Source organism: Paraburkholderia bryophila (assembly GCF_003269035.1).
In the GTDB taxonomy this organism is placed as follows: domain Bacteria; phylum Pseudomonadota; class Gammaproteobacteria; order Burkholderiales; family Burkholderiaceae; genus Paraburkholderia; species Paraburkholderia bryophila.
Window position 1 is genome coordinate 120,454 of the sequence record NZ_QLTK01000008.1, and the last position, 17,706, is coordinate 138,159.

At 61.9% G+C, this 17,706-nt stretch carries 14 protein-coding genes; all 14 read left to right on the forward strand.

Annotation, left to right across the window (positions count from 1 at the left end):
* Positions 1-15: 15 nt before the first annotated feature.
* Positions 16-1,734, forward strand: a complete 1,719-nt coding sequence (locus BX591_RS15235) for a GMC family oxidoreductase (protein WP_111932254.1) — start codon at positions 16-18, stop codon at positions 1,732-1,734.
* A gap of 313 nt (positions 1,735-2,047) precedes the next feature.
* Positions 2,048-2,827: an ABC transporter ATP-binding protein gene (locus BX591_RS15240; protein ID WP_007180049.1), complete on the forward strand. Its 780-nt coding sequence runs from the start codon at positions 2,048-2,050 to the stop codon at positions 2,825-2,827.
* The gene (locus BX591_RS15245) at positions 2,824-3,582 is read left to right on the forward strand and encodes an ABC transporter ATP-binding protein (protein ID WP_111932255.1); all 759 of its coding nucleotides are present in this window, start codon (positions 2,824-2,826) and stop codon (positions 3,580-3,582) included. The genes BX591_RS15240 and BX591_RS15245 overlap by 4 nt, the downstream gene beginning before the upstream one ends.
* Positions 3,583-3,633: 51 nt before the next feature.
* A complete protein-coding gene (locus BX591_RS15250; protein ID WP_111932256.1) occupies positions 3,634-4,848 on the forward strand; it encodes an ABC transporter substrate-binding protein in 1,215 nt (404 codons plus the stop codon).
* 169 nt (positions 4,849-5,017) lie between these two features.
* Entirely contained in the window at positions 5,018-5,902 is an 885-nt protein-coding gene (locus BX591_RS15255; RefSeq protein WP_105510169.1) for a branched-chain amino acid ABC transporter permease, read from the forward strand.
* Positions 5,902-6,873 carry a branched-chain amino acid ABC transporter permease gene (locus tag BX591_RS15260; protein ID WP_167444567.1) on the forward strand — a complete coding sequence of 324 codons (972 nt, stop codon included), beginning with the start codon at positions 5,902-5,904 and terminating at the stop codon, positions 6,871-6,873. The genes BX591_RS15255 and BX591_RS15260 overlap by 1 nt, the downstream gene beginning before the upstream one ends.
* 531 nt (positions 6,874-7,404) lie before the next feature.
* Complete coding sequence (locus BX591_RS15265) at positions 7,405-8,571, forward strand: ABC transporter substrate-binding protein (RefSeq protein ID WP_111932258.1); 1,167 nt, start codon at positions 7,405-7,407, stop codon at positions 8,569-8,571.
* A gap of 442 nt (positions 8,572-9,013) precedes the next feature.
* Complete coding sequence (locus BX591_RS15270) at positions 9,014-10,174, forward strand: ABC transporter substrate-binding protein (protein WP_111932259.1); 1,161 nt, start codon at positions 9,014-9,016, stop codon at positions 10,172-10,174.
* Positions 10,175-10,373: 199 nt separating this feature from the next.
* Positions 10,374-11,429: a branched-chain amino acid ABC transporter permease gene (locus BX591_RS15275; RefSeq protein WP_111932260.1), complete on the forward strand. Its 1,056-nt coding sequence runs from the start codon at positions 10,374-10,376 to the stop codon at positions 11,427-11,429.
* Positions 11,430-11,433: 4 nt separating this feature from the next.
* Positions 11,434-13,218: a branched-chain amino acid ABC transporter ATP-binding protein/permease gene (locus BX591_RS15280; RefSeq protein WP_111932261.1), complete on the forward strand. Its 1,785-nt coding sequence runs from the start codon at positions 11,434-11,436 to the stop codon at positions 13,216-13,218.
* 11 nt (positions 13,219-13,229) lie between these two features.
* On the forward strand, positions 13,230-13,982 hold the full coding sequence (locus tag BX591_RS15285) for an ABC transporter ATP-binding protein (RefSeq protein WP_176343080.1): 753 nt from the start codon (positions 13,230-13,232) through the stop codon (positions 13,980-13,982).
* 175 nt (positions 13,983-14,157) lie between these two features.
* Complete coding sequence (gene mnmG, locus BX591_RS15290; RefSeq protein WP_111932263.1) at positions 14,158-16,116, forward strand: tRNA uridine-5-carboxymethylaminomethyl(34) synthesis enzyme MnmG; 1,959 nt, start codon at positions 14,158-14,160, stop codon at positions 16,114-16,116.
* The gene (rsmG, locus tag BX591_RS15295; protein WP_111932264.1) at positions 16,113-16,796 is read left to right on the forward strand and encodes a 16S rRNA (guanine(527)-N(7))-methyltransferase RsmG; all 684 of its coding nucleotides are present in this window, start codon (positions 16,113-16,115) and stop codon (positions 16,794-16,796) included. Before mnmG ends, rsmG begins: the two co-directional genes overlap by 4 nt.
* 113 nt (positions 16,797-16,909) lie before the next feature.
* Positions 16,910-17,701, forward strand: coding sequence for a ParA family protein (locus tag BX591_RS15300; RefSeq protein ID WP_111932265.1), 792 nt, complete (start codon positions 16,910-16,912; stop codon positions 17,699-17,701).
* The last annotated feature ends 5 nt before the right edge of the window (positions 17,702-17,706 follow it).

Sequence of the window (17,706 nt, forward strand, 5' to 3'; positions counted from 1 at the left end):
TTAGGAGACTAGACCATGAGCGACACGCACACCAAGGCCACATCGGAAGGCCGGCGTCTGGAAGGCGAATTCGACTACATCATCGTGGGCGCGGGTACGGCGGGTTGCGTGCTGGCCAATCGCCTGAGCGCGGATCCCGACGTGCAGGTTCTGCTGCTCGAAGCCGGCGGCAAAGACGACTATCACTGGATTCACGTGCCGGTCGGTTACCTCTACTGCATCGGCAATCCGCGCACCGATTGGCTTTACAAAACACAGCCAGAAGCCGGCCTGAATGGACGTGCGCTGTCGTATCCACGCGGGCGGGTACTCGGCGGTAGCTCTTCGATCAACGGCATGATCTACATGCGCGGTCAGCGCGAAGATTACGACGAATGGGCGCGCGTCACCAACGACGCGTCGTGGTCATGGAACGCGGTGCTGCCGGTCTTCAAACGCAGCGAAGATCATCATGCCGGCGCGACCGAATCGCATGGCGCGGGCGGTCCGTGGCGTGTCGAAAAGCAGCGCCTCAAATGGAAAATTCTCGAAGAGTTTTCGCAGGCCGCGCAGCAAACCGGCATTCCCGCCACTGATGATTTCAACCGCGGCGACAACACCGGTGTCGGCTATTTCGACGTGAATCAGAAGCGCGGCATTCGCTGGAATGCGTCGAAAGCGTTTTTGCGTCCCGCGCTCAAGCGACCGAATCTCACGGTCATCACCGGCGCGCAGACACAGCGTGTCGTCTTCGAAGGACGCCGTTGCACCGGCGTCGAATATCGCGGCGACAACATCGACTATCTCGCCAGGGCGCGCTGCGAAGTGATCCTCAGTTCGGGCGCGGTGAACTCGCCGCAATTGCTCGAACTGTCCGGCATCGGCAACGGCGCGCGTTTGCAGAATCTGGGTATCGATGTCGTCAACGATCTGCGTGGCGTCGGTGAAAATCTGCAGGACCATTTGCAGTTGCGCATGGCTTATCGGGTCGACGGCGTGCGCACGCTCAACACGGCCTCCGCGCATTGGTGGGGCAAGCTGATGATCGGCATGCAATACGCGCTGTTTCAAAGCGGACCCATGTCGATGTCGCCGTCGCAACTCGGCGCGTTCGCGAAGTCCGATCCGCACGATCGCTCGCTCACGCGGCCTGACCTCGAATATCACGTGCAGCCGTTGTCGCTCGATCGTTTCGGCGAACCGCTGCATCGCTTCAACGCGTTCACGGCGTCGGTGTGTCAGTTGCGGCCCACCTCGCGCGGCAGCATTCATATCGCGTCCGCGGATGCTTCAGCGCCGCCGCTAATCGCACCGAATTATCTCTCCACCGATTACGACCGTCACGTCGCCGCCAACGCACTGCGTCTCACGCGACGGATCGCCGCGGCGCCTGCGCTGGCCCGCTATCAGCCGCGCGAGATTTTGCCGGGCATCCAGTATCAGACCGAAGCAGAGCTTCAACAGGCCGCCGGCGCGGTCGGCACGACGATCTTCCATCCGGTCGGCACCTGCCGCATGGGCACGACCGACGACCCGGCCGCGGTCGTCGATAACCGCCTACGTGTTATCGGTGTTGACGGCTTGCGCGTGGTCGATGCATCGGTCATGCCTGTCATCACGTCGGGCAACACCAACTCACCCACGCTGATGATCGCCGAGCGCGCCAGCGAAATGATCCGCGAAGACCGCCGTGCCCGCGTGGCCGGCAGTCGCACGACGCAAGGCGTGGCAGGCGCGTCGATGTCGGCCGTGTGACAACGGCACGTTGGTTGCGTGCGCTGTCCGTTGCCTGCCACGCGCAGGCCGGGCGGCCTGTGCGCGTCCGCCATCTGGCGCGCCGGCACGGGTCACGCGGCACACCGGCTTCATCCACTAAGTGCAAATCCCAATGAATGCGCTGCATCATTGGCGCGACAATGGCAGCCATGCTGCGTGCCGCCCCATGGATTACCGTCCGGATTGGTGCAGTACGCCAACGAGCGGCCCGGGGTGCCGCCGTCATCACAAGTCGCGCAAAGCTCCGCGCGGAAGATCGTAGTGCTTCGCCTTACTCCGTATGGAAGGGAACATGATTCTCGGCGATACGATTCTCGAAACGCGCGGCCTCACCCGTGAGTTCAAAGGCTTCATTGCCGTGAACGGGGTGAACCTGCGCGTGCGCCGTGGCTCGATCCATGCGCTGATCGGCCCCAATGGGGCAGGCAAGACCACCTGCTTCAATCTGCTCACCAAGTTCCTCGAACCGACCGCGGGCCAGATCGTTTTCAACGGTATCGACATTACGGGCGAACGTCCTGCGCAGATTGCCCGGCGCGGCATCATCCGTTCGTTCCAGATTTCCGCGGTGTTTCCGCATCTGACAGCATTGCAGAATGTGCGTATCGGGCTGCAGCGTCAGCTCGGCACGGCATTTCATTTCTGGAAAAGCGAGCGCACGCTGCGCCAACTCGACGACCGCGCGATGGATCTGCTCACCCAGGTCGGTCTGACCGATTTCGCCGACGTTCTGACGGTCGAACTGTCATACGGCCGCAAACGCGCGCTGGAAATCGCCACCACGCTCGCCATGGAACCGGAGCTGATGCTGCTCGACGAGCCGACGCAAGGCATGGGCCACGAAGACGTGGATCGTGTCACAGCCTTGATCAAGAAAGTCTCGAGCGGCCGCACGATCCTGATGGTCGAACACAACATGAATGTTATCGCCGGCATCTCCGACACGATCACCGTGTTGCAACGAGGCGAAGTGCTCGCCGAAGGCAGCTACGCCGAGGTGTCGAAGAACCCGCTCGTGATGCAAGCCTATATGGGCAGCGCCGACGCGGCGCTCGCCGGAGCCCACGCATGAATACGATTGCCGAGCGCGAAAGCCTCGACGTTCGCGGCACGGCGGAAGCCGTTCCCGCGCTGGAAATTGCGGGTTTGCAGGCGTGGTATGGCGAGTCTCACATATTGCACGGCGTCGACCTGACGGTGAATCGCGGCGAAGTCGTCACACTGCTTGGCCGCAACGGCGCGGGCCGCACCACCACGCTGCGCGCGATCATGGGGTTGACGGGCCGGCGCACCGGCTCGATCCGCATCGGCGGACGCGAAACCATCAATCTGCCCACGCATCGCATCGCGCACTGCGGCATTGGTTACTGTCCCGAAGAGCGCGGGATTTTCTCGAGCCTGTCGTGCGAGGAAAATCTGCTGCTGCCGCCGCCCGTCGGCGACAAAGCACACATGATGTCGCTCGACGAAATCTATTCGATGTTCCCGAATCTGCAGGAACGCCGCATGAGCCAGGGCACGCGGCTCTCGGGCGGCGAGCAGCAGATGCTGGCGGTGGCGCGCATTCTGCGCACCGGCGCGAGTCTGTTGCTGCTCGACGAGATTTCGGAAGGGCTGGCGCCGGTCATCGTGCAGGCGCTCGCACGCATGATCATCACGCTGAAAGAGCGGGGCTATACGGTCGTGATGGTCGAACAGAATTTCCGCTTTGCCGCGCCGCTTGCCGATCGCTTCTACGTGATGGAGCACGGCACGATCGTCGAGCACTTCGGGGCAAGTGAACTCGAAAGCAAGATGCCGGTGCTGCACGATCTGCTGGGCGTATAAAAGCCGCCCGATTGCCTCTGATAACCACAAGTGAAGAAACAGGAGACAGGAATGAAAAAGAACCCACTCGCGCGACTCGCCACCCTTTGCTTCGCGGCCGCCGCCGGCGCCGCTCTGACGATGGGCAGCGCGCAAGCGGCTGACGACGCGGTGAAGATCGGTTACATCACCGATCTGTCGGGCCTGTATGCGGATATCGACGGCCCGGGCGGACTCGAAGCGATCCGCATGGCGATCGCGGACTTCGGCGGCAAGGTCAACGGCAAGCCGATTACGCTGGTCTACGCGGATCATCAGAACAAAGCGGATATCGCCGCGTCGCGCGCACGCGAGTGGTTCGATCGTGACGGCGTCGACATGCTGATCGGCGGCACGAACTCGGCAACGGGTCTGTCGATGAACACGGTCGCGGGCGAGAAGCACAAGGTCTACATCAACATCGGCGCGGGCGCCGATACGCTGACCAACGAGCAGTGCACGCCGTACACGATCCACTACGCGTACGACACGACCGCGCTCGCCAACGGCACTGGTTCGGCGGTGACGAAGCAGGGCGGCAAGACGTGGTACTTCCTGACCGCGGACTACGCGTTCGGCAAGGCGCTGGAAAAGGCGACCTCGGACGTGGTGAAGGCAAACGGTGGTCAGGTGCTGGGCGCCGTGCGCGCGCCGTTGTCGGCGTCGGACTTCTCGTCGTTCCTGTTGCAGGCGCAAGCGTCGAAAGCGCAGATTCTCGGCCTCGCGAATGCCGGCGGCGATACGGTCAACTCGATCAAGGCCGCGAAGGAATTCGGTCTGACCAAGACGATGAAGCTGGCCGCGCTGCTGATGTTTATCGACGACGTGCACAGCCTCGGCCTCGAAACCACGCAAGGCCTGGTGCTGACGGACAGCTGGTACTGGAACAAGGACGCCAATACGCGCAAGTGGGCGCAGCGCTACTTCGACAAGACGAAGAAGATGCCGTCGAGCCTGCAGGCTGCCGACTACTCCGCGACCATGACCTACCTGAACGCGGTGAAGGCGGTCGGTTCGACCGACACCGACAAGGTGATGGCGCAACTGCGCAAGACCAAGATCGACGACTTCTATGCGAAAGGCTACATCCGTCAGGACGGCAGCATGATCCACGACATGTACCTGATGCAGGTGAAGACGCCGGCCGAATCCAAGGAGCCGTGGGACTACTACAAGATCATGGCGACGATTCCGGGCGAGCAGGCGTTCACGACCAAGGCGCAAACGCGCTGTGCGTTGTGGAAGTAACAACGGCTTGAGGCTTCGATAGACGTCGGTTTGCGAGTCGCGCTTCGGACAGGCAAACCGACTGTTTCACATGCCGCGCGTGTTCGGCGTCATTGCCGCCGCTCGCGCGTCGGCCGGATCGTGCGTCACCGATCTCACCTTGGCGATAGCTTCAGGGGTTAAGGCTTCAATGGAAATCTTTGGCATTCCGCTACCGGCGATGCTGAGCCAGCTTCTGCTGGGGCTCGTGAACGGCTCGTTCTACGCGATTCTGAGTCTCGGGCTCGCGGTGATCTTCGGCTTGCTCAACGTGATCAACTTCGCGCACGGCGCGTTGTTCATGCTCGGCGCAATGCTCGCGTGGATGGGCTTTTCGTATTTCGGCCTGCCGTACTGGGTGATGCTGGTGCTTTCGCCTCTAATCGTGGGGCTGTTCGGCATCGTGATCGAGCGCACCATGCTGCGCTGGCTTTACAAGCTCGATCATCTGTACGGGCTGTTGCTGACCTTCGGGCTCACGCTGCTGGTCGAAGGCGTGTTCCATTCGATCTACGGCTCGTCGGGCCAACCGTACGACGTGCCGTCGGCATTGTCCGGCGCGACTAACCTCGGCTTCATGTTCCTGCCGAACTATCGCGCGTGGGTCGTGGTGGCGTCGCTCGTGGTCTGTTTCGCGACGTGGTTCGTGATCGAGAAGACGCGTCTGGGCGCCTATCTGCGCGCGGGCACGGAGAACCCGAAACTGGTCGAGGCGTTCGGCATCAACGTACCGTTGATGATCACGCTCACCTACGGTTTCGGCGTCGCGCTGGCGGCGTTCGCGGGCGTGCTCGCCGCGCCGGTCATTCAGGTGTCGCCGCTGATGGGCCAGCCGATGATCATCACCGTGTTCGCGGTGGTCGTGATCGGCGGCATGGGCTCGATCATGGGCTCGATTCTTACCGGCCTGATGCTTGGCGTGATCGAAGGGCTGACGCGCGTGTTTTACCCGGAAGCGTCGGCGACGGTCGTCTTCGTGATCATGGCGCTCGTGTTGCTGGTGCGGCCGGCGGGTCTGTTCGGCAAGGAAAAATGATGCAGAGAAAAATGCTCTACGGTCTGCTGCTGATCGTGCTGCTCGCCGTGCCGGTGCTCGGCATCTATCCGCTGTTCGTCATGAAGGTGCTGTGTTTTGCGCTGTTCGCGGCGGCCTTCAATCTGCTGATCGGCTACACCGGGCTGCTGTCTTTCGGCCACGCCATGTTCCTCGGCTCGGCCGGTTACGTGACCGGCTACGCGATGCAAACGCTCGGCTTCTCGCCGGAACTCGGCGTGCTCGCGGGCACCGCGGCGGCCACCTTGCTCGGCTTCGTGGTGGGACTCTTTGCGATTCGCCGACAAGGCATCTACTTCGCGATGGTCACGCTGGCGCTCGCGCAGATGGTCTACTTCGTGTTCCTGCAGGCGCCGTTCACGCATGGCGAGGACGGCCTGCAAGGCGTGCCGCGCGGCAAGCTGTTCGGCCTGCTGGATCTTTCGTCCGACGTGACGTTGTATTTCGTCGTGCTGGCCGTCATGGTGCTGGCCTTCCTGCTGATCGTGCGGATCGTGCATTCGCCGTTCGGTCAGGTGCTGGTCGCGATCAAGGAAAACGAACCGCGGGCGATTTCGCTCGGCTACGACACGGACCGCTTCAAGTTGCTCGCCTTCATTCTGTCTGCCGGTATCGCGGGTCTCGCCGGTTCGCTGAAAGTGCTGGTGCAGGGCTTCGAAACCTTGAGCGATGCGTACTGGACCATGTCCGGCCTCGTGATCCTGATGACGCTGGTCGGCGGCATGGGCACGCTGTTCGGGCCGCTGCTCGGCGCGGCGGTCATCGTGGCGCTGGAGGATCGTCTCGGCGACATCGGCACGGCGCTCGCATCGACGACGGGCATCGAGTGGTTCCGCTCGCTGGGTGAGTCGGTCACGATCGTAACCGGCCTGATTTTCATCGCGTGCGTGCTGGCGTTCCGGCGCGGGATTGTCGGCGAGATTGTCGCGCGCGTGAAGCCATTGCGCGCGTGATCCCGATAGCTCTGCTTAACTGCTTCGGCATCCGATATAATCCGTCGGCGGTTGACATGGAGAAGGTGGCGGTGAAATCCGCCAGCCAATCGACACCAGCGGCCAAACCCGCGCATAGGCGCCCCAATTCAGTGCGGCAGTGCACCACTAGGGTAATTGCTAGTTGTAGTACACCATGTGCTCGTTTAATCTTCATGCAGTTCTGATGCACCACGAATTTTGCAGGTGGAGAACGAGGAGACAATGAGGCACTCAGTGCCCAGACGAAAGCGCTGTTGGATTGATATCCAACAGCGCTTTTTATTTGTATTTTCGAAATGGCGCAACACCATTTTGGTGCCAATTTCCCGGCCCTTTTTTATTCCCTGAACCATTCCATTTCCCGCGTGCCGTTTCCCTGCAAAACGCTTGCAGCGCGGGGCTGCGCTCCGCTACACTCGCAATTCACCGACCGCTGGGTCGGGATTAAATCGCGGAATGGCATTCGCGTATTTAACGTCGAATGAATAACGGGGTAGACAGAGGAGCGGGATGAAGTCGGCATTGCGTTGGATAAGCGCGGCATTAGTCGCCACCGGGGTATCCGCAGCATGGAGCGGTATTGCATTCGCGGACGTGAAAATCGGCGTGACGGTATCGGCGACCGGCCCGGCTGCGTCGCTCGGTATTCCGGAGAAAAACACGATTGCGCTGCTGCCTAAAGAGGTAGCCGGCCAGAAAATCGATTACATCGTGCTCGACGACGCGACCGACTCGACCCAGGCCGTGAAGAACGCCCGCAAGCTCACCAGTGAAGACCACGTCGACGCGCTGATCGGTTCGACCGTCGTGCCGAACTCGCTGGCCTTGATCGACGTCGCCGCCGAAAGCACCACGCCGATGATCTCCATGGCGGCCGCGGCGAGCATCGTCGAGCCCATGGATGCCAAGCGCGCGTGGGTCTTCAAGACGCCGCAGAACGACATTCTGATGGCCACCGCGATCGCGCAGCACATGTCGAACCACGGCGTGAAGACGGTTGCGTTTATCGGCTTCTCCGACGCTTACGGCGAGAGCTGGTTCAAGGAATTCGGCAAAGCCGCCGAGCTGGCCAAAATCAAGGTCGTCGCGAACGAACGCTTCGCGCGCAGCGACGCTTCGGTAACCGGGCAGGTGCTGAAGATCATGTCGCAGAACCCGGACGCGGTGCTGATCGCGGGGGCGGGCACGCCGGCCGCACTGCCGCAGAAAACCTTCAAGGAGCGCGGTTACAGGGGCAAGGTCTATCAGACGCACGGCGTTGCGAATAACGACTTCCTGCGCGTATGCGGCAAGGATTGCGAAGGCACGTATCTGCCCGCTGGCCCGTTGCTGGTCGCCGATCAGTTGCCCGATTCGAATCCCGTGAAGAAGACCGCGCTGACCTATAAACGCGCCTATGAAGCCGCGTACGGCGCCGGCTCGGTGTCGACCTTCGGCGGGCACGCGTGGGACGCCGGTTTGCTGCTGCAACGCGCGATTCCGCTGGCGCTGAAGAAGGGACAACCGGGCACGGCCGCGTTCCGCGAAGCGCTGCGTGCGGCGCTTGAGAGCACGAAAGACATGCCCGCGTCGCACGGCATCTTCAACATGAGCGCGAACGACCACGCTGGCCTCGACCAGCGGGCGCGCGTGATGGTGGAGATTGTCGGCGGCAAGTGGAAGTTGTCCGGCGACTGAGCGAAGAAGGCGAAGCGATACGGAACTCCATTCAAAAAAGACGCGTGCAGTTGACGCGTCTTTTTTATTGGCCGTTTCACGTGAAGTCGCCCCGACGTCGCGTGAAAAAGTGTGGTGTCGTGGCTTCAGGACAAACCCGCATTTGGCCCGCAGCAGCTTGACCGTCGATGATGCAGAACGCAATACTACTAACATGTTAGTGTTTTGCTCGCGACGAATCGCAGCAACAGATCGTGACGAAGATCACGAGAAAATCAGCATAGGAATCGCAGCAGTCCGCAGTCGTCGCACGCAGTAGGGCAGTGGCACCAATGCGGTGAAGGCAGCGCGCGTCGAGCAGGGAAAACCATGCTTGGCATGCCCGAACCCTATAACTAGATTCAGACACCCGGCCCGCGAGCCGGATTACAGATACGCGCTTCAAAGCGTTTGGAGACTGGCAATGAAAAAGACAAATCAATGGGTACGCACCGGCATCGCGATGGCGCTGATGTGCAGCGCGGGCGCCGCGTTCGCGCAGGTGAAAATCGGCGTGACGCTGTCTACCACGGGGCCGGCTGCATCGCTCGGCATTCCGGAGAAAAACACGATCGCGCTGTTGCCGAAAGAGATCGGCGGCAAGACGGTGCAGTACATCATTCTGGATGACGCGTCCGACACCGGCAAAGCCGTGCAGAACACGCGCAAGCTGATCGACGAAGATCACGTCGACGCGATCATCGGCTCGACCGTCACGCCGAACTCGCTCGCCATGCTCGACCCCGCTGCCGAAGGCAAGACGCCGGTGATCTCGCTGGCGGCGTCGGCGGCGATCATTTCGCCGATGGACGCGAAGCGCGCGTGGGCCTTCAAACCGCCGCAGAACGACAGCCTGATGGCCGACGCCATCGCCGACTACATGGAACGTCACGGCGTGAAGACGGTGGGTTTCATCGGCTTCGCGGACGCGTACGGCGACGGCTGGAACAACGTCTTCACGGCGGCCGCCGCGGCGCATCATCTGAAGATCGTCTCCAACGAACGCTTTAACCGTACCGACGCGTCGGTGACGGGTCAGGTGCTGAAGACCATGGGCGCGAACCCGGACGCGGTGCTGATTGCGGGCGCGGGCACGCCGTCGGCGCTGCCGGCCAAGACGCTCAAGGAGCGCGGCTACAAGGGCAAGGTCTATCAGACGCACGGCGTCGCCAACAACGACTTCCTGCGCGTGTGCGGCAAGGACTGCGAAGGCGAATTCCTGCCGGCCGGCCCGATCCTCGTCGCGGATCAGTTGCCGGACTCGAATCCGGTGAAGAAGTCGTCGGAAGCTTATAAGGCGGCTTACGAGAAGGCCTACGGCGCGGGTTCGGTGGCGACCTTCGGCGGTCACGCCTGGGACGCCGGCCAGATGCTGCAAGCGGCGATTCCGGTCGCGCTGAAGACCGCCCAGCCGGGCACCGAGGCGTTCCGCGTGGCGCTGCGCGGCGCGCTGGAAAGCATCAAGGAACTGCCGGTGTCGCACGGCATCATGAACACCACGACAACCGACCACAACGGCCTCGACAAGCGCGCACGCGTGATCGTGCAGATCGTCGACGGCAAGTGGAAGCTGCAGAACGACTAATAACAAAAGCGGTACGCGCCTCTCGCGCAATGTGCGGCGTATGACGCCGCATTGCCATTCTGGTCGATGAGAATGGCATCGACCGCCGCGCCGTGTCCCGGCGCGGCGGTCGCCTTTTCAGACTTGCAGGTTGCTGGCCGCTACGGTGCCGCCACGGCTGTTTCCCAGTTTCGATTTCGACGCTTCAGGACGAGGAAGTATGGATCTATCAATTGCGGCGATCCTCGCGCAGGACGGCATCACCACCGGCGCGATCTACGCGCTGCTCGCGCTTGCGCTGGTGCTGGTGTTCTCGGTGACGCGGGTGATCTTCATCCCGCAGGGGGAGTTTGTTTCGTACGGCGCGCTCACGCTCGCCGCGTTGCAGACACAAAAATTTCCGGCCACCTGCTGGTTGCTGATGGCGATGGGCGCGGCGTGTTTCGTCGTCGAGGTCGCGGGTCTCGTGCGGCATGCCGAGCGGCGGCGGCACGCGGCGCGCACGCTGGTGACGCTGGCCAGCAAATATCTGCTGTTCCCAATCGCGGTGTACGCGCTGACGCAAAGTGTTTTCCTGCATCCGCTGCCGATGCTCGCGCAGATTGCGTTGACGCTGTTGATCGTGATTCCGATGGGACCGTTCGTCTATCGCCTGGCTTATGAGCCGATCGCGGAAGCGACCACGCTGCTGCTGTTGATCGTGGCGGTGGCGGTGCACTTCGCGATGGTCGGCGTCGGGCTCGTGATGTTCGGCGCGGAAGGTTCGCGGACCACCGCGTTTTCCGACGCGACCTTCAACTTGGGCAGCCTGTCGATCTCTGGCCAGAGTTTGTGGGTGATCGGCACCGCGGCGGTGTTGATCGGCGCGCTGTATCTGTATTTCGATCGCTCGATCTCGGGCAAGGCCTTGCGCGCGACGTCGGTGAACCGGCTCGGCGCGCGGCTCGTCGGCATCGGCACGACGCAGGCGGGGCGCCTCGCGTTCACGCTGGCTGCGGGACTCGGCGCGCTGTGCGGCATCCTCGTGGCGCCGCTGACCACCATTTACTACGACTCCGGCTTCCTGATCGGTTTGAAGGGCTTCGTGGGCGCGATTATCGGCGGCCTCGTCAGCTATCCGCTGGCGGCTGCCGGTGCGATTCTGGTCGGCCTGCTGGAGTCGTATTCGTCGTTCTGGGCGAGTGCTTATAAGGAAGTGATCGTGTTCACACTGATCATCCCGGTGCTGCTCTGGCGAAGTCTGGCCAGCCCGCACAGCGAAGAGGACGAGGAGTGACGCGATGAAACGGATCATGCAAAACAAGTTCTTCTGGTTGTTCCTCGTGGTGCTGTTCACGTTGCCGGTGTTGCCGCACCCGATTCATGTGCCCGAGTATTGGGTCACGCTGCTGAACTACATCGGCTTGTACTCGATCGTCGCGATCGGTCTCGTGTTGCTGACCGGTATTGGCGGCATGACGAGTTTCGGGCAGGCGGCGTTCGTCGGCATCGGCGCGTACGCGACCGCCTATCTGACGACCACGTATGGTGTGTCGCCGTGGCTTGCGTTGATCGCGGGTGTGGTGGTGACAGCGCTGATCGCGCTGATGCTGGGGCTGGTGACGATGCGGCTGTCCGGGCACTTTCTACCGCTCGGCACGATTGCGTGGGGCCTGGCGCTGTTCTACCTGTTCGGCAATCTGGACATGCTCGGCAAGTACGACGGCATCAACGGGATTCCGGTGCTGAATGTTTTTGGCATCAACCTGGAATCCGGCCGCCATATCTATTACCTGATCTGGGTCGTCGTGCTCGGCGCGGTGATCTCTGTTCAGAATCTGCTTAATAGCCGGCCGGGGCGGGCGATTCGCGCGCTGCGCGGCGGCGGCATGATGGCCGAGGCGATGGGCGTTAATACGGGTTGGATGCGCGTGGTGATCTTCGTCTACGCGGCGGTACTGGCGTCCATCTCGGGCTTTCTGTATGCCCACTTGCAACGCGCGGTGAATCCGACGCCGTTTGGTTTGAATCACGGCATCGAGTTTCTGTTCATGGCCGTGGTGGGAGGGGTGTCGCACGTTTGGGGTGCGGTGCTCGGCGCGGCGATCCTGACCGTGTTGCAGGATTATCTGCAAACCCTGCTGCCGAAGCTGCTCGGCGAGAACGGCAACTTTGAAGTGATCGTGTTCGGCATCTTGATGGTGCTGCTGCTGCAATATGCCCGACAAGGCGTCTGGCCGTTCGTCGCGCGCTTTTTCCCGCGCGGTCCGCGTGCGCATCTGGCGGATCATGCGGAGCCGTTGCCGCAGCGCAGCAAGCCGACGGCGGGTGAAAACCTGCTGTCGGTGAACAAGGCCCGCAAGCAGTTCGGCGGTCTGGTCGCGGTGAACGACGTCAGTTTCGAGGTCAAAGCCGGGCAGATCATCGGCTTGATCGGCCCGAACGGCGCCGGTAAGTCGACCACGTTCAATCTCGTGACCGGCGTGCTGCAAGCCACCAGTGGCGAGATCACGTTCCGTGGCGAGCGCATCGATTCGCTGAGTTCACGTGAAATCGTCAAGCGCGGGATCGGTCGCACGTTCCAGCACGTCAAGCTGCTGCCGGGCATGACGGTGCTGGAGAACGTCGCAATCGGCGCGCATCTGCGTGGCCAGGCCGGTGTCTGGCGCAGCATTGCACGCCTGAACGGCGCGGAAGAAGCGCGGCTGATGGCCGAGGCTGCGCGCCAGATCCGTCGTGTCGGGCTCGAGCAGTATATGTACGAAGAGGCGGGCAGCCTGGCGCTGGGACAGCAACGGATTCTGGAAATCGCCCGGGCGTTGTGCTGCGACCCGACCTTGCTGTTGCTGGATGAGCCGGCCGCTGGTCTGCGGTATCAGGAAAAACTGCAACTCGCCGATCTGCTGCGCCGGCTGAAGGCCGAAGGCATGAGTGTGCTGCTGGTCGAGCACGATATGGATTTCGTGATGAATCTCACCGATCGTCTGGTGGTGATGGAATTCGGCACGCGGATCGCGGAAGGTTTGCCGCAGGAAGTACAGCAAGACCCGGCCGTGCTTGAAGCTTATCTGGGTGGGGTGGAGTGATGGAAAACACGATGAATACTGCGGATGCCATTCTGGACGTGAGCGGTCTGTCGGTTTGCTACGGCAAGGTCGAGGCGCTGCACGGCGCGGCGATCAAGGTGCGGCCGGGCCAGATCGTGTCGGTGATCGGCCCGAACGGCGCGGGCAAGTCGACGTTGCTGAACGCGATCATGGGTGCGCTGCCCACGACTGGACGCGCGAAGGGAACGGTTCTCTATCAGGGCGAGGACGTGAGCGCGGTGCCGGTCGAAAAGCGGGTCGCGCGTGGCATGTGTCTGGTGCCGGAGAAGCGGGAGCTGTTTGCATCGATGACCGTGGAAGACAATCTCGTGCTCGGCGCCTACCGTCGCAAGCGAGCAGGGGAGCGCAACTTCCTCGATCAGCTCGAACCCGTGTTCACGCTCTTTCCGCGGTTGAAGGAGCGTCGGCAGCAAGCGGCCGGCACGTTGTCCGGTGGCGAGCGACAGATGCTGGCAGTCGGTCGTGCGCTGATGGGTAAACCCGATTTGCTGATGCTGGACGAGCCGAGCCTGGGTCTTGCTCCGCTGATCGTGAAAGAGATTTTTCACATCATCAGCGCGCTGCGTCAGACGGGCGTGGCAACGCTACTGATCGAGCAGAACGCGCGCGCGGCGCTGCAGATTTCCGACTACTGCTATGTACTTGAAACCGGCGAACTGGCACTGGAAGGTCCGGCGGCGGATCTGGCGCAGAATCCACGCGTGATCGAGACATACCTCGGGCTGGCGAAAAAAGCGGCTTAATTCTTCGTTTTTTGACGACTGCGGATGTTTGAAGCGGTGTGTTTCACGTGAAACACACCGCTTTTTTTATTGGTTGGCCATTCGAGCGAAATTCGGGCCTAAACCGAACCCGCTATAATTCGCCCAACCATTTTCCTTTTGAAGGCTCACGCGACGATCTGGCGTGAGATCCGCGATGCTCTTTCCCACAGAATTTGACGTAATTGTCGTCGGCGGCGGTCATGCCGGCACCGAGGCCGCATTGGCTTCGGCGCGCATGGGCAATACCACGCTCCTGCTGACCCACAACATCGAAACCCTCGGCCAGATGAGCTGCAATCCGTCGATTGGCGGCATTGGCAAAGGCCATCTGGTTAAGGAAGTCGACGCGCTCGGCGGTGCAATGGCGGCCGCGACGGACGAGGGCGGTATCCAGTTCCGCATTCTCAATTCGTCTAAAGGACCGGCCGTTCGGGCCACGCGCGCCCAAGCCGACCGGCTGCTGTACAAGCAGGCGATCCGACATCGGCTGGAGAATCAGCCGAACCTGTGGCTGTTCCAGCAGGCGGTCGACGATCTGATGGTGGAGGGCGATCGTGTGGTCGGCGCGGTGACGCAAGTGGGGATTCAGTTCCGCGCACGCGCTGTGGTGCTGACGGCCGGGACGTTCCTCGACGGCAAGATTCACGTGGGCTTGAACAACTACACCGGCGGCCGTGCCGGCGATCCGGCTTCGGTGTCGCTGTCCGCGCGCCTGAAGGAATTGAAGTTGCCGCAAGGGCGCCTCAAGACCGGGACGCCGCCGCGTATCGACGGCCGCACGATCGACTTTTCGAAGCTCGAAGAGCAACCGGGCGATCTGGATCCGGTGCCGGTGTTCTCGTTTCTCGGGCGGGTCGAGCAGCATCCGCGGCAAGTGCCGTGCTGGGTCACGCATACGAACGAGCGGACGCATGACATCATCCGCGGCGGCCTTGATCGTTCGCCGATGTACACGGGCGTGATCGAAGGGGTAGGGCCGCGCTATTGCCCGTCGATCGAGGACAAGATTCATCGGTTTGCGTCGAAAGAATCGCATCAGATTTTCCTGGAACCGGAAGGGCTGACGACCAACGAGTACTACCCGAACGGGATTTCGACGAGCTTGCCGTTCGACGTGCAGTTGGAGTTGGTGCGCTCGATGCGCGGTCTGGAACACGCGCATATCCTGCGCCCCGGCTATGCCATTGAGTACGACTACTTCGATCCGCGCGGGCTGAAGGCGTCGCTGGAAACGAAGGTGATCAGCGGTTTGTTCTTCGCGGGGCAGATCAACGGCACGACCGGCTACGAAGAAGCGGCGGCGCAAGGCCTGCTGGCCGGTATTAACGCAGGTCTATTTGTACAGGGCAAGGAAGCGTGGTGCCCACGTCGCGATCAGGCTTACCTCGGCGTTCTGGTCGATGATCTGGTCACGCGTGGTGTGTCGGAGCCGTATCGCATGTTCACGAGCCGCGCGGAGTATCGTCTCAGCCTTCGCGAAGACAATGCCGATATGCGTTTGACGGAGATGGGCCGCGAGCTTGGCGTGGTCGACGACGTCCGTTGGGACGCGTTCAGTCGCAAGCGCGATGCTGTTTCACGTGAAACAGAGCGACTTCGCACGACGTGGGTCAATCCTAAGACGTTATCGGCCGACGAAGCGACCGCGCTGCTCGGCAAGCCAATCGACCATGAGTACAGTTTGGCCGATCTGCTGCGCCGTCCGGGTGTCTCGTACGACGGTGTCTGCGGTCTGCGTGCGGGCGCCTGCGCTGCGCCGGAAATCCTGGCGGAAGACGACGTGCTGCTCGCTCAGATCAAGGAGCAGATCGAGATCGGCATCAAATATCAGGGCTATATCGACCGTCAGGCCGGCGAGATTGAACGCAATGAAGCGCATGAAGGCACGCGTTTGCCGGACGGATTGGACTACGCAGAAGTGCGAGGGCTGTCGTTCGAAGCGTGCCAGAAGCTGACGCAATTCCGTCCTGAAACGATCGGCCAGGCATCGCGCATTTCGGGCATCACGCCAGCGGCGATCTCGTTGCTGATGGTTCATCTGAAGCGCGGCTTGGGACGTCGTTCGACGAAACCCGCCGAACCCGGCACCGACAGCACGCCGGTGACGCAATGACGGTAAGCCAGAAGGGAAGCGGTCGGGAAGCGTTGGCGCCATTGCTGGAAGAGGGCGTTCGCGACCTCGGCCTTGAATTGAGCGATGCCCAGCTTGGCAAGCTGCTCGACTACGTCGCGTTGCTGTTGAAGTGGAATGCCGTCTACAACCTGACGGCCATTCGCGACCCGCGACAGATGCTGATCCAGCACATTCTCGATTCACTATCGATCGTGCCGCATCTGGCGCCGTGCGGCCCGTCGTCGGTGCTCGACGTTGGCTCCGGTGGCGGTTTGCCGGGTATCGTGCTGGCAATCGTTCTGCCTGAATGGACCGTTACCGTGAACGACATCGTTCATAAGAAGACGGCGTTTCAGTCGCAGGCCAAGGCCGAACTCGGTCTGCCGAATCTGTCGGTGGTGACCGGCCGCGTCGAGACTTTGCAGCCGGGCGTCGAAGTACCCGCAAAGTTTGACGTAATCGTCTCGCGCGCATTCGCAGAGCTCTCGGATTTCGTTACACTGGCCCGTCATCTGGTGGCGGAGCAGGGTGCGATCTGGGCCATGAAAGGTGTGCGCCCGGAAGGCGAGATCGAGCGCCTACCTGCGGGCGCCCACGCGGAACAGATCATCCGGCTGAATGTGCCGTCGCTCGACGCCGAACGGCATCTGATCAAGGTGCGGGTGGACGCGGCCAACTGACAGCCGCTGATTCCCGACTTGGCCATTACCTTAGCCACGAGCGATCAGCCACACGTCGTACCAGCAGCAAGCTTTACTTACTTCATCCAGGCAGCAAAAGGGATACACCAACGATGGCAAAAATCTTCTGCGTTGCGAACCAGAAAGGCGGCGTCGGTAAGACGACGACCACAGTCAATCTGGCCGCGAGCTTGGCAGCGCAGGGACAGCGTGTCCTTCTCATCGACCTGGACCCGCAGGGCAATGCCACGATGGGCAGCGGCATCGACAAGGCCGCTTGCGCAAATACGGTTTATGAAGTGCTCGTGGATGGCGTCGCCGTCATCGATGCGCGAGTGCGTCCCGAAGCGGTCGGCTATGACGTGCTGCCGGCGAATCGCGAACTCGCCGGCGCCGAGGTCGAGCTGGTCAGCGTCCAGAACCGTGAACGTCAATTGAAGAACGCGCTTGCCGCGGTCGAGGGCGAATACGATTTCGTGCTGATCGACTGTCCGCCGGCTTTGTCGCTGCTGACGCTCAATGGCCTGTGCGCCGCACACGGCGTCGTGATTCCGATGCAGTGCGAGTACTTCGCGCTCGAAGGTCTGTCGGATCTGGTCAACACCATCAAGCAGGTGCATGCCAACCTCAACCGCGACCTGAAGGTGATCGGCCTGTTGCGCGTCATGTTCGATCCGCGCATCACGCTGCAACAGCAAGTCTCCGATCAACTGAAAGAGCATTTCGGCGACAAGGTATTCGATGCGGTGATCCCGCGCAACGTGCGTCTGGCCGAGGCGCCCAGCTACGGTTTGCCAGGCGTGGTGTTCGACCGTGCGTCGCGCGGTGCGCAGGCGTACGTGCAGTTCGGCGCGGAAATGATTGAGCGGGTGCGCGCGTTGAACGACGCGCCCCAGGCATCCTAAGCGGA